Origin of the sequence: Blautia glucerasea (genome assembly GCF_020537505.1) — a bacterium.
Classification (GTDB): Bacteria; Bacillota; Clostridia; order Lachnospirales; family Lachnospiraceae; genus Blautia_A.
On sequence record NZ_JAJBMO010000006.1, the window covers coordinates 57,180 to 70,484 of the forward strand.

Annotated in this window: 9 protein-coding genes; 1 reads left to right on the top strand and 8 read right to left on the bottom strand. The window is 45.5% G+C overall.

All coding sequences use genetic code 11. The features are described from left to right. Positions 1–16: 16 nt before the first annotated feature. From LIQ05_RS06950 to LIQ05_RS06970, 5 genes are all read right to left on the bottom strand, one after another. The gene (locus tag LIQ05_RS06950) at positions 17–943 is read right to left on the bottom strand and encodes a glycosyltransferase family 2 protein (RefSeq protein ID WP_226819627.1); all 927 of its coding nucleotides are present in this window, start codon (positions 941–943) and stop codon (positions 17–19) included. A gap of 165 nt (positions 944–1,108) precedes the next feature. Further along, complete coding sequence (locus tag LIQ05_RS06955; protein WP_226819628.1) at positions 1,109–2,512, bottom strand: LCP family protein; 1,404 nt, start codon at positions 2,510–2,512, stop codon at positions 1,109–1,111. Positions 2,513–2,526: 14 nt separating this feature from the next. Then, positions 2,527–3,930 carry an undecaprenyl-phosphate glucose phosphotransferase gene (locus LIQ05_RS06960; protein ID WP_226819629.1) on the bottom strand — a complete coding sequence of 468 codons (1,404 nt, stop codon included), beginning with the start codon at positions 3,928–3,930 and terminating at the stop codon, positions 2,527–2,529. Positions 3,931–4,107: 177 nt separating this feature from the next. Further along, complete coding sequence (locus LIQ05_RS06965) at positions 4,108–5,064, bottom strand: glycosyltransferase family 2 protein (RefSeq protein ID WP_226819630.1); 957 nt, start codon at positions 5,062–5,064, stop codon at positions 4,108–4,110. A gap of 9 nt (positions 5,065–5,073) precedes the next feature. Further along, positions 5,074–6,945: a glycosyltransferase family 2 protein gene (locus LIQ05_RS06970; protein ID WP_226819631.1), complete on the bottom strand. Its 1,872-nt coding sequence runs from the start codon at positions 6,943–6,945 to the stop codon at positions 5,074–5,076. Between the two features lie 269 nt (positions 6,946–7,214). Here LIQ05_RS06970 and LIQ05_RS06975 point away from each other — a divergent pair, with 269 nt between their 5' ends. Next, entirely contained in the window at positions 7,215–8,465 is a 1,251-nt protein-coding gene (locus LIQ05_RS06975) for a D-alanyl-D-alanine carboxypeptidase family protein (RefSeq protein WP_226819632.1), read from the top strand. 202 nt (positions 8,466–8,667) lie between these two features. Here the strand turns inward: LIQ05_RS06975 and LIQ05_RS06980 are convergent, their stop codons facing one another. From LIQ05_RS06980 to LIQ05_RS06990, 3 genes are read right to left on the bottom strand one after another with little or no spacing between them, the layout of a single operon-like run. Continuing rightward, positions 8,668–11,142, bottom strand: a complete 2,475-nt coding sequence (locus tag LIQ05_RS06980; protein ID WP_226819633.1) for a glycosyltransferase family 2 protein — start codon at positions 11,140–11,142, stop codon at positions 8,668–8,670. Between the two features lies 1 nt (position 11,143). Continuing rightward, positions 11,144–12,379 carry a hypothetical protein gene (locus LIQ05_RS06985; RefSeq protein WP_226819634.1) on the bottom strand — a complete coding sequence of 412 codons (1,236 nt, stop codon included), beginning with the start codon at positions 12,377–12,379 and terminating at the stop codon, positions 11,144–11,146. Further along, positions 12,379–13,305: an SAM-dependent methyltransferase gene (locus LIQ05_RS06990; RefSeq protein WP_226819635.1), complete on the bottom strand. Its 927-nt coding sequence runs from the start codon at positions 13,303–13,305 to the stop codon at positions 12,379–12,381. The genes LIQ05_RS06985 and LIQ05_RS06990 overlap by 1 nt, the downstream gene beginning before the upstream one ends.

Below are 13,305 nucleotides of genomic sequence, written 5' to 3' on the forward strand. Positions count from 1 at the left end.
ATAAATTTAAGCAGGATCATTCCTTAGTTTGCTTCCAGTATTCCCGATTCATAGTACAAAACAGAATTACTTTTTCAGGAAGCTTCTGGTATCTTTTTCCCAGAAAATATCCCAAATATTTAAAGCCGCTCTGCCCCACCAGCTTGGGTATCAGCCACAAATGTCCTGTTTTTACAAGATAGGAAAAACTCTTTTTCACAAGGCGGAGACCTTCTCCCTCCGAGGGAACACCCTCAAAGATCTCCGGATGCTCCGCCTGGGAAACACCCAGGTCAAAATTTCTGCGGAACTGCTGCTGGCAGGAATAGTTGTGGGAATGAATGACACAGGCATCTGCAGCATAAGCAATTCCATAGCCTCTCTTTACTATGGTTCCTGCATAGATCATATCCTCATTAAAGATGGCTTTCGGAACAAATCCACCAACCTGTTCATAAATGCTCTTTCTGTAAGCAGCACAAACATTGGAGCAAAAATAGGTTTTTATTCCATAGCGTCCGGTATCCTTCTCCCACTTCACCGATGACTGTGCCGGATAATTAAAGGATCTGGTATATTTTTCCAGGTAAGCGCAGTCCTCTCTTGCCAGCTGTCTTGCATAGGCAGCTCCTATCTGAGGATTTTCCTGTAATGGACGGACCAGATTTCGGATCAGATTTCGGTCCGCCGGAACTGCATCCTGAGTCATAAATATCATAATATCTGCCTCTGATATCTGAGCTGCCTGACGTCTTGTGCCGCCATGGTCAAATTCCAATTTACTGAGATGTTTCACCTTTACTTTTGGAAATTTTGTTTCCCAGGACGGATTCCAGAACTGTTTTTCTGTATTCATTACCAGAATAGTATCCACTTCATAGCTCTGCCGGCAAAGGACTTCCAGCAATTTTTCAAATTCCTGCCCTGGACGAAATGCTGGAATTATTACATCAACTTTCTCCATTCTATTTCTCCTTAACAAACGAACACTTCTGTTTTCACGGAAAAGCACTGCATTTTCCAAACCGGACCAGCTGCAAAAAGAACTGCTGCTCCTGTTTGAAAAAGGGACCATTTCCTTTCGGATGGTCCCCTGAAAAAGCTTTAATTAAACTGGATATCCGTTTGATCAATATCCGCTTCCATCATCGAAGCTACTATCTCCTGATCCATCGTCTCCGTCGCTGTAGCCTCCGTTATCATAATCGCCGCTGTCGTAATCGTTTCCGCCACTGGAATCGCTTCCGTCACTGTAATCGCTTCCGCCACTGTAATCGCTTCCACTGTCGTAATCAGAGCTGTTATCGTAACTACTTCCGCTGCCGCTGTCATAATCAGAACTGTTATCGTAGCTACTGTCGCTGCTGTAATCATTATAATCGTAATTACCGCTTCCATCTCCCTGCCATACGATCTCGTCTGAGGTTCCAGCCTCATTGCTTGCCAGCGGAGCCTGGTCAACCAATGTGTCTGCACCACCAACCAGCTCAATGATCTTGGCATTTGCAGCTACAATATTCTGGGAAGGCTGATAATTCTCATCTGAACCGTAGAGGAATTTATGAAGCTCTTTTACATTCTCCTCCAGGGTATCAGCTACAACCATGCTGGCATTCTTAACATCTGCAAATTTATACTTGGATGGGAATCCGGTAGTATCTGCAATGTTATATCCCATCAGACTGGGAATCAGGTTCAGGATCTCTGTCTTGCTGACAGATGTGGAGATCATCGGGAATACTTCATCCATAATATTGAAAATAGTAGCAATCCCCGCAGCCTTCGCCTTATCAACCATCATACCGATCACACGGCGCTGACGCTCTGTACGTCCCATGTCCATACTTGCGGTGTAACGGATACGGCAGTAGGAAACAGATTGTACGCCATTCAGGTGATAGGTTCCAAGGATTTCTTCCTCATTCTCCGGCTTAGGATCTGGCAGTTCTACAGGTGTATAGCTCTTACCAGTCTCCGCAGAAGTCTCCACGCAATAATCATTCATAAATACCATTTCCGCATAGGAAAGAGGGATATCAAGGCCGCCAAGAGCATCGATTGCAGACACCATGGCATTAAAATTAACAGTCACATAATCAGTGATGTTCAGATCCAGCATAGTATTCAGCATGGAAATCGCCTGCTCCGGGCCGCCATATGCATAAGCTGCATTTGCCTTGGTATAGGTATCATTTCCGATATCCAGAAGGGTATCCCTGTATACAGATGCAAGCTTCACCTCTTTGGTATCATTATTGATACTTGCAATAATAATGGTATCACTGTTCTGTGCCGTAAGCGCAGCGTTCCTGGAACGCGCATCGATTCCAAACAGTGCATATGTGGTGTAGCCGGTCATCTGCGGAGCTGTTACATTTGTAACGATCTTACTCTCATCCAGCTGCGGTGTCTCAATCTTGTTCAGTCTGGTATCAATCTGTCCGTATACATACAGGCCGCCGATAAACAGCATCAGACAGATAATTTCCAGAACAAACAAAGCAATCCTCTTTTTTCTACCAGGTCTTGCCATCTTTTTTTCCTTTCTCAATACGCATTCTTATTGACGAATCCTTTAAAGATCGTCATAAACATGATCTTAATATCCAGGCCAACACTCCAGTTCTCTATATAATAAAGATCGTATTCAATCCTTTTACGGATGGAAGTGTCGCCTCTGTAGCCATTTACCTGTGCCCATCCGGTCAGGCCGGGTCTTACCTGATGCTTCACCATATATCTTGGGATTTCTTCGCGGAACTTCTCTACAAAGAACGGGCGCTCCGGCCTTGGTCCTACCAGACTCATGTCTCCCTTCAAAATGTTAAAAAGCTGAGGAAGCTCATCAATACTGGTTCTTCGCATAAATCTGCCGATTCCCGTAACCCTGGGATCATTTTTTACCGTCCATGCCTTCTTCTCTTCTGCTTCCGGCTGAATTTCCATAGAACGGAACTTATACATCCAGAAAGTCTGGTTATGAAGGCCAACTCGCTCCTGTCGATAGATCAGCGGTCCCGGAGAGGTCAGCTTGATCAGGATACACATCACCAGCATAACCGGGGACGCCACAATAATTCCAATAATAGAACCAATAATATCCATCACTCTTTTTACCATGGAATTAAAGGTATTGCTTAAAGGAACATACCGGATATTGATTACCGGAAGTCCAAGAATGTCTTCTGTATATGGTTTCGTCGGAATAATTTTATTATAATCCGGAATAAACTTTGTATGCACGCCTGACTTCTCGCAAAGCGCTACAATCTCTTCCAGCCGATAATATTCACTTAATCCCAGTGTAATCGCAATCTCATCCAGTCTGCTCTCCGGCAGGATCACATTCAGATTGGCGATCCTTCCAATTACCTTGATCCCTTTGTATAAGGTACCAGCAGCAACATTGTCATCCAAAATCCCCCGCACTACATATCCCCACTGAGGGTTCTCCTGAATACGGTCAATATATTCTTCCGCTGCCCGACTGTATCCAACCAGCACAACCTGTTTCTGATTCAGACCTCTCTTTCGCATTTTGCGCAGGCTGTAAAAAATGAGCATCCTCGCTCCCCAGCTTGCCACAATGCAGATCCCATAAAACATGTATAACACCGAACGGGAAATATCTCCCTCTTCAATGGTATACAAAATAAATGTAGTGATCAGAATACCAAGGGAATTCGCCTTGATAATATTGGACAATACAAGGCGTCTTCCCTGCATACGCAAAGGCTCGTACAGGGAAAACGCATGATACAGCAATATATACGCCGGCAAAATAAAAACAAGGGCAGACATATATTGCTCAAAACTTCTGGCACGTACCGCACTTGCTGCAAAGGGTCCGATAAACCTCAGTGCCCAGGCGATAAAATAAGAGAGTGTAATTACACCGGCATCTACAACAACATGGAGTCGACTGAAATTCTTCTGATTGTCTCTAATCAATCTCTGCCACCTCTGCCTTCTTCACAGATGCCTCTGTTCTCTTGCAGAACACCAGCTCACAATTTCTACTCCTGTCTTTCCTTGCAGAAATTATTTTACTCTGTGACTTTCTCTATCTTATAATAGATAAAACAGAATTGCAACAAATTCTTCAAACATCAAATGTGAAAAATTTTCTCAGGCGAAAAGTCTGTATATCAGATTCCACCACAGCTCCAACTGAATTTTCCCATATCTGCCCAGATTTTTCAGATGAAATTTCACCTTTTTATTCTTTCTGCTGATCTGAAATCCATTTTTGATGCCTGCAATATACTCTCTTCCCATCCCCTTCTGGGTAAAAAACAGGATCTTCATGCCGAATCCCACAATGAGAAATGGCAGGTTCAAAAGGATCTGCAAAGCAGGCATATTTTTGTAGATAAGGTAAATATTGTTTCTGGAAGAATATCTTGTCTTGAACTGATTGTATCTGGAGCCGCTTGTGCCGCTTCCCACATGATACACCAGAGCCTTCGGCGCATACCAGTTCTCATAGCCAAAAATTCTGGCACGGTACCCAACATCAATATCTTCCAGATATGCAAAATGCTCTTCATCAAAATAACCGATCTTTTCGAAAATCTTTTTACGGTAAATGGCTGCTCCTGCACAGGAGGTAAAGATCCGGTCTTCTTTCTCATAGGTGTGGATGTCTTTGCCTTTTCCCCGGGCAAAAGCCCAGCCAAGGGCGCAGTAATAATTTCCGGCATCATCCAGCTTGTTCCTTTCATGGTACCGGATCATCCTTGCACTGCAGGAAAAAGCTTTCTTATGCCCTTTTATGGAGGCCAGCATTTCCCTTACAAAGCTTTTATCCACCTCTGTATCGTTATTTAAAAGAAGCACATAAGGTGCTCTTGACGCATAAATTCCTTCGTTTACAGCCCTGGAAAAGCCGAAATTATCCGGCAGCTCCACAATATGCACCCAGGGAAAATTTCCCATTACAAAGGCAACACTTCCGTCTGCGGACCCATTATCCACAAGAATTGTCTCGAAATTCTGAAAATCCTGCTGTTCCAGGCTGGAAAGCACACCTTCTAAATATGCCATTCCATTATAATTAGGAATAATGACTGATACTTCCTGCATAATGTCTCCTTAGTCTTTCTCGTCATTTTTGCCGGTCATGCCCGGAAGTGGTTTCAAAGAATAGTTCCATTTGGTCAGGGAAAGATTCTTATTGTAATTGGGATCTCCCTTTTTCAGGACGTCGATCCAGTTACTCCGCATATATTCGATTTCCTTCTGGAAGCGTCTTATCTTTGCATCATTATTCTCTGCCCCACGTGTCTTGGATTCCATGTGGTACAATCTCGCATATGGATCATACACCACCAGATATCCTGCCTTAATGGTCTTCAGGCAAAGATCCACATCATTAAATGCTACTGCCAGCTCTTCTGTAAAGCCGCCTGCTTTGTCAAATGCACTTCGCTTCATCATCATACAGGCCGCCGTCACCGCACTCATATCCTGCAGGATGGAAGCCTTGTGAAGATATCCGGTACGTTCCGCCGGCATATCCACAAACATGTGGCCTGCAATTCCACCGATTCCGATCACGCATCCTGCATGCTGGATAGTATTGTCCGGATAGATCAGCTTGACGCCAACAGCACCTACTTCTTTTCTCTGGCACACGCCAAGCATCTCTCCCATCCAGTCTTCTGTAATAATGGTCACATCATTATTCAGGAAAAGGAGATACTCGCCTCGGGCATTTTTTACACCGAAATTGTTGATAGCAGAATAGTTAAATTCCTTTTTCCAGCAGATCAGATGGATCCTGGGATCCCGGGAAATCTTCTTATAGTAATCGAAGATCTCATCTGTGGTACTGTTGTTCTCCACAATGATGATCTCATAGTTGTCATAAAGCGTATTCTTCTTAATGGATTCCAGACACTTCTCCAAAGTCTCCTTCTCATCCTTATTCGGTATGATAATGGAGACAAGGGGATGTCCCTGCACCGGATATTTCACTCTGTAAAATCCAAGATCCGGCGTATGGCTTACCGTGCCCTTCACCCCGGTTCTCTCAAGGTGGGCCTCAATGGCACGCTTACCGGCCTCAAAAGCATACATCTTGCTTGCCGGGTTATCTGCTGTAGACGCCTTGTGGGTACGCCAGTGATAAAGGATTTCCGGCACATGCACAACCTCCTGGGCCTTCTCCACACAGCGGAAAATAAAATCATAATCCTGGGCACCGTCAAATTCCCTGCGAAATCCGCCCACTTCCCCTACCAGCTGCCGTCTGGCAACAAAAAAATGGCAGATATAATTATTGGAACGAAGAAGATCAATGTTAAAATCAGGCTTTAAGTGAGGCTGAAAATGCTCGTCCAGTTCCGCCGTCACTTTATCCTCATCGGTGTAGACCGCATCTGCATGCTCATGGGCATTCAATGCATTCACGATCTCATAGAGGGCATTGGGGGCAAGAAGATCGTCGTGGTCAAGAAGTCCCACAAATTCTCCTGCAGCCATGGCAAATGCAGCATTGGTATTCTCTGCAATGCCTTTATTCTCTGTAAGATCCTGCCAGCGTACCCGCTTATCCTGCTGGCTGTACTCTTCCAGCACCTTTTTCATAGACTGATCTTCCGGACTTCCGTTGGCAATGCAAAGCTCCCAGTTCTCATAGGTCTGTGCTTCCAGGGAATCGATCATCTGGCGCAAAAATAACTCCGGGGTACGGTACGCCGGAACTACCACGCTGATCAAAGGCGCATAGGCAAATCTTTTCTTTCTTTGTTTGTCAAGGACCGTCTGGTCCGGCACATAGGCCGCATACCAGGGACCATAAGGAATCTCCTCCGGCTCAAAGCGCTCATGAAGCCGGATCCAGAATTCCCTGGGACCATAATGTTTCATATACAAAAGCCCCTTCTGGATCATGTAAGGAGATAATTTTTTGAAGAAACGGGACCACTGGATCCGTCCTTCTGATCCTTTTTTATCGCTCATATTAAAATCCTTTGCTTTTATAGTGACCTTATTTTAACATTGAAGAAACATTTTTGCAAGGAAGCTGTAAAAGAAAGGTTGAATTACGCGTGTTTTTAGGATATGATTATAGTTGTATCATATTGGTTGCCGGACATAAAATGTGCTGCAGCTCATATTTTTTGTTTTTACAGGAAAAATATAATATATGATATAATTTTAATAAATCTGTATCCCTATAACCATTTGTTGCGGATACCTTTATTTTTAATACAGGAGTTCACTATAATATGAAAAAGCGAAAGATAACTTCAGCGTTTCTGGCGCTCGGGCTTTCTGCCTCCCTTCTCTTTCAGGTTCCCGTATCTGCGGAAGAAGCAGACCAGGCAGCAGCCGGAACGGTTAGCACCATATCTACCAATTCCATTTCCGGATGGCCCCAGGCTTCCGACATTTCTTCAGAAGCGGCTGTAGTCATGGAAAATTCTACCAACACCATTCTTTATTCCAAGAATGCTGACGAGGTGCTTTTCCCTGGAAGTACAGTCAAGATCATGACCTGTCTTCTGGCTCTTGAGAATACACAGCTTACAGATCAGGTTACCATGACTACCACAGGAGTTTCCGGTGTTACAGACGGCGGTGCCAGCATTTCCTCCCAGGTGGACGAGGTTTTCACTGTGGAGCAGTGTCTGTACGCCATCATGGTTGCTTCGGCCAATGACATTGCCTTGCAGATTGCAGAGCATGTAGGCGGTTCTGTAGATGGATTTGTCCAGCAGATGAATGCCCGGGCGCAGGAGCTTGGATGTACCAATACGGTTTTCACCAATCCAACCGGTCTTCCAGATGACAATCAGCATACTACGGCTCATGACATGGCGCTGATCATGCAGGCGGCTATCCAGAACGAATCCTTCCGGACCATTGCTACAGCTACCAGCTATACCATTCCGGCTACCAATATGGCGGCGGCGCGTAACCTAACCAGCAAGTTTACCATGACAGATACGGGAAGCACTGGTTTCTATGAGGGATGTATCGGTGGTAAAGAAGGATATACAGAGGCTTCCGGAAGCACCTTGGTGTGTGCGGCGCAGCGAGGCGGAATGACGCTGATCAGTGTTGTTCTGAAGGGAGCATCCGGACAGACTGCTCCTGATGCAGCTTCTATTTTAAATTATGGGTTTGATCAGTTTACTACACTTTCCCTTGGGGACAGCGATTTTAGCATTATTTCGGGCGGTGATGTAGTGGTTCCATCTGGCACCACTGCTGACAGCCTTGCCACGGAGGATACCCAGAATGGGGACGAGATCGACCGCACTTATCTCTTTAATGGTACGGCTGTTGGTTCCGCAGTCCTTGAGGTGGCACAGTCTGAAGATACCGCTTCCGTACAGACAGGTGAACAGAATATGCAGGCAGCTAAGGATTATTCTGAGAATCACACAGAAGTTCCTTACTTCGTTATTGCAGGGGTGTTCCTGCTTCTGCTGATTCTTCTGATCTGGAGAATAGTAAAAGTGATCAAGGCATAAAAATAACCCCAGCCGGGAGTTCGTTTCCTTGCACGAACCCAGGCTGGGGTTTTGTATTGCTATTTTGTGGGTTGAAAGTTCGGCGGGGAGGGACGCATTCGGGCAATGGGGATTACTCACTTGCCGGAACGTTGCTCCGCACGGCGGTGAATATACATTGTGAAATCGCGTATGGGGTAACGACCAACCCACAAAATAGCAATTATATCACTTCGTCTTTCTTCTCTGAAGCCATTCTAAACGCACAATCCCCTCTTACAATGCTCAGATTCGGATTATAATAAGGATCTCCTGCCTTTAGGAATTTTCTGTGGCGATCCCGGAAATGGGCTACTTCTTTGTCGAAGCGGGCTTTTTTCTCCGGGGTGTTCTCGAAGCCGCGGGACTTGGATTCGTAGTGGTAGAGGCAGGCATCCGGGGTGAAGATGACCTTCTTTCCAAGGGCACGGGCACGTAGACAGAAGTCAATGTCGTTTAAGGCTACGGCGAAGCTTTCATCCAGGCCGTGAAGTGCTTCGAATACGCTCCGCTTCACCATCAGGCAGGCACCGGTAACGGCGCTTTCGTCCTGGGTGGTGATCAATCGCCACAGATAGCCAACTGCATTGCGGTCATAACCGGTGAGGATGTGTCCTGCAAATCCGGCGATTCCAACTACCACACCAGCGTGCTGAACCGTATTGTCCGGGTAAAGGAGCTTTGCACCCACGATACCTACATCTTCTCTCTGGCAATAACCAACCATGCTCTCAAGCCACTCTGGGGTGATCACCTCTGTGTCATTGTTTAGCAGAAGAAAATAATCTCCCTCTGCATACTTGGCACCGTAATTATTGATTGCGGAATAGTTAAACGGGCCATCCCATTTTACCACTTTTACCTGAGAGTAACGCTTTTCCAGGTCTTCGTAATACTGGAAGGTTTCTGCTTTCTCACTGTTATTTTCGATCACAACGATCTGGATGTTTTTCCAGGTACTCTTATCCATAATGGAAGTGATACATTTGTCCAGATCCTCTGTATGATCTTTATTTGGGATCAGAATGGAGACTTTCGGATTGCCCTGAATCTCAAAATGGGTTCGGAAAACAACCGGGCAGCCAGTATATTCTACCGAAGCCTTGATTCCAAGACGTTCATAATGTCCAGCCAGTGCCTTCTCTCCTGCAATCACTGCATAAGGCTTGTCATCCGGATTTCCAGCTGTGGAGCCCTCGTGACTTCTCCAGTGATAGAGGATTTTCGGAATATGGCGGATATTTTCGCTCTCTGTGTGCTCTGTGCAGCGAAGAAGGAAATCATAGTCCTGGGAACCATTGTATTCAGGACGTAAAAGTCCAGCCCGGTCAAGAAGCTCCCTCTTTACAACAACCAGATGGCAAATGTAATTCACGCAGCAAAGCAGGTCCGGATTATAATCGGACTTAAAATGGGGATACAGACGGCGTCCCTTTATATCAATAATGTCCTCATCAGAATAAAGAAGATCTGCTTCCGGATGAGAAGAAATCTCCATTGCCATCTGATAAAATGCCTCTTCCGACAGGGTATCATCATGATCTGCAAAGGCAATGTAATTTCCGGTAGCGATTCCAATGGCTGCATTGGTATTCTCGGAAATCTGCAGCTGTCTGTCATTGAAAACCACTTTAATCCTGGGATCTTTTCTCTGGTACTCCTCCAGCGTCTTCCGGATCGGGGAATCTGCTCCGCTTCCGTCAGAAAGACAAAGCTCCCAGTTGCTGTAGGTCTGCGCCTGGACAGAATCTATAAGGGCCTTCAGAAGATGCTTCTCCGTTTTATAAAGAGGCACTACAAGGCTGAACTTGATATTTTCTTTAAAAACCGTTTCTCTCTGCCTTTTCAGTTCCTGCTTCGTAAGGGGATTCTCCTTCAGCCAGGTATGGTAAAGCCCGTCACCCTGACGCATTTTTTTGATCTTGTTTACGGATTTCTGCAGTACAGAGGAAATACCGTTGGCGCGAAAAACAGATACTGCTTTTTTGCTGTAAATATTCGCTTTCGCCTTAAAACGCTCCGCTTTCGATAATCCAATAGGATAGACCGCTTTATTCTTTTCCTCATCCTGTATCACAAGATACAGCTTCTTTCCGGAAATATTCTCGGCACGAAGTTGAAATCCACAGTCCTTTCCAACCTCACATTCGCGGAACATTTCTGCCACATCCATTCTTGTGGTCCACTTCACTGTCGTTTTCAGAGGAGCCTTATTCTCATCATACATTTTCAGCTGCAGATGTGTTTTGCCTGCAGCCCATCCAGTAACGACAATCATATTCTGATCTTCCAGGATAGTTTCCCTGTCTACAAAATACTGGGGCTTTCCTCTTTTTTTCAGAAGCTCTGCCGTCCCTATCTTATACCACAGAGTTTTCTTTCCGCCAGATAGGGCATATGCTTCCAGTTTCTTATAGCTTTCCAGATTTTCCGGAAGAGAAACCAGCACTTCCACCCATTTTCCACCTGGATTCTGCACTTCCACAGCCCTCATAACCACAGACATCACTGGGTCTGTATTGATTTCGGTATCCAGACGGATGCCATCTAAATAGCATTCTATTTCAGCTTCCTTAAAAACCTTTCCGGTAATCATGTATTTGCTGTCATCATTTAAAAGAAACCGCTCTTTTTCTACCAGCATTACCTTCTGACTCATTCTAATTTCCTTTCTTTTTCCCGCCGCCTGAAAGCTTTTTGATGCGGCGTGCTGCTTTTTTCGCACGATTTCCCACTTTTTGCAGTAAGCTGTGGTTCTTGTGCTCAAGAACGCGGACGTGATTCAGCATATCAACGTTCTCCTCGCAGATTTCCAGTCTCACCGTGAGGGTTTTCGCACCAGCTGGTACTGGAATGTCTGCAATGCAGGGATCCAGTCTTGCCAGAAATGCCCAGTATCCGAAAATTGCCCCATCTGGTGTCTCCGCGCCTTTTAAAGAAGCAGATTTCCCGTCAAAAGAAATCTCATCAAGGCGTACCGAACAGGGAACATCTCCCGGATCTAACCGGATAAACCGACATTTTCTGGGCAGCTCCAGGGTACATCTGGCATTTCCTGCGATCATATAACGCTTTATGGAATTTTTCTCCTGATAGCAGCCTCTCTTTTCTCCGAAAAATACCTGCAGGGCCCCGGCATTTGTTTTGGACACGTACTGAACTCCTGGCGTCATATCTGCATACATTTCTCTCATAGGGACATGGCGGCCTGTAATATAGGCCTGAAAGCTCTTTTCCATCTGGAAAAAGCTCTCTCTTGCTTCCTCTGTGATGCCAAATTTCCCATACAATGCTTCCTCATCCAGCGCTCTTCTCACGCTGTGCGTCTGGATGTAATAATGGATAATCCGGTAAAGAACAAACTCACAGGGAACTGGAAAATCAAAGGTCCACTCGTAATCCAGAATGGTATAGGGACTGGTAAGCAGCACATTGTCACAGATCATGTCAATATTCGTTATCTCTGCACAGGTCAGATTCTCCGGCAGGGTTACTTTTCCGAATACCCTCTGAAATTCTTCGGTCATGGAAAAAGGCCTCTGACTGTGGATTTTCTGAACATTTTCCAGATATTCCGTCAGCTTCTGCGCCGCCTCTTTCTCCCTGCCTTTCTCCAGAAGGTCATCCAGATACTCTGCCAGGTTCTCTTCCTCCAGATATTCCAGTTTCACACAACCCTCTCCTGCTTCGCATTTGTTGCTTACAAAAGGAACTGCTTGATACAGCGCGTCCAGTTTCTGATTCCACTGGAGCATGTTCTCTATATGTCCCTTTCCTTCCGGATATAAAGGGGTTTTCTCAAGCCATCTTTCTCCATCTTCCTCCAGAATATCGGTGCGGATGGAAAAGCGGCGGTCTCTTTCATTGGAGTATTTGCTGAAAATAATCTCTCTCATCAGCTGTCCTTCCTTTCCACAAGCACCAGAAATGAGTTGGAAAATTCCTGGAAAAGATCCGCATCTGTCAGGGAATCATAAACCTTCCCCTCGTCAAACAGATGGAGTCTGGCTCTGTCAAAGTTACAGAACTCGTCCTTCAGTTCCCCTTTTTTCGGCAGTCGTTTATCCGAATAGATAGTCAACGGAAATTTGTAATCGGGATATGGATAATAGAAGGTGGTCTTAAAATCCCCTGCCTGGGCAATAATATCAGACAGCTCTTTTCTGGAAAAAGTTCTTACCCCTTTTGTTTCCGGGTAATTTTCCAGGCCTTCAAAATATTTCCCCACATGATCTTCTGTGCAGCCAGCCCAGTATTTCAATCCCAGGCGGTTCTCAATGGCGATTACCAGCCTGCCTCCCGGCGCCAGGTGACGGGCAATACGGCGGATCATCTCTACATAGGGCTGCTCCGTTCCAATATATCCCTGTGAATATTCAAAAACACCGATCAGGGTAATGTAATCATATACCTCCGTCAGACTACTCTCCACATCCTGAAAATTTCCCACCATGATCTTCACATTGCCGCAGTCCCGGTTTCTGTAAGCATTGATGGTGCTGCGCATTTTGGAAAGGTCATTGCAGGTTACACTTCCCGCTTTTTTCGCAAGGACTCCTGTGATCGGGCCACAACCGGAACCGATTTCCAGGACTTTATCTTTCTTTGTAATGGGCAGCCACTCCACAATATTCTGGCGGATATGGGAAAAATGGTAGAGAACCGGCCAGCTGTTTCTCCTGGCGATCACCTGGTTCAGATCTTCCTCCCTGTAATTCTTCGCAATCTCCAGAAGCTCTTCCTCCACTGGTCCATCGCTGTACAGATCCCTGCCTGGGTAAAATTCATAATCTAATGTTACGTTTCCGATTTTTTCCTGCAT

Coding starts and splice junctions, on each gene's coding strand:
- LIQ05_RS06950 (WP_226819627.1), bottom strand. CDS start 943: ATGGAGAAAGTTGATGTAATAATTCCAGCATTTCGTCCAGGGCAGGAA.
- LIQ05_RS06955 (WP_226819628.1), bottom strand. CDS start 2,512: ATGGCAAGACCTGGTAGAAAAAAGAGGATTGCTTTGTTTGTTCTGGAA.
- LIQ05_RS06965 (WP_226819630.1), bottom strand. CDS start 5,064: ATGCAGGAAGTATCAGTCATTATTCCTAATTATAATGGAATGGCATAT.
- LIQ05_RS06970 (WP_226819631.1), bottom strand. CDS start 6,945: ATGAGCGATAAAAAAGGATCAGAAGGACGGATCCAGTGGTCCCGTTTC.
- LIQ05_RS06975 (WP_226819632.1), top strand. CDS start 7,215: ATGAAAAAGCGAAAGATAACTTCAGCGTTTCTGGCGCTCGGGCTTTCT.
- LIQ05_RS06980 (WP_226819633.1), bottom strand. CDS start 11,142: ATGAGTCAGAAGGTAATGCTGGTAGAAAAAGAGCGGTTTCTTTTAAAT.
- LIQ05_RS06985 (WP_226819634.1), bottom strand. CDS start 12,379: ATGAGAGAGATTATTTTCAGCAAATACTCCAATGAAAGAGACCGCCGC.
- LIQ05_RS06990 (WP_226819635.1), bottom strand. CDS start 13,305: ATGCAGGAAAAAATCGGAAACGTAACATTAGATTATGAATTTTACCCA.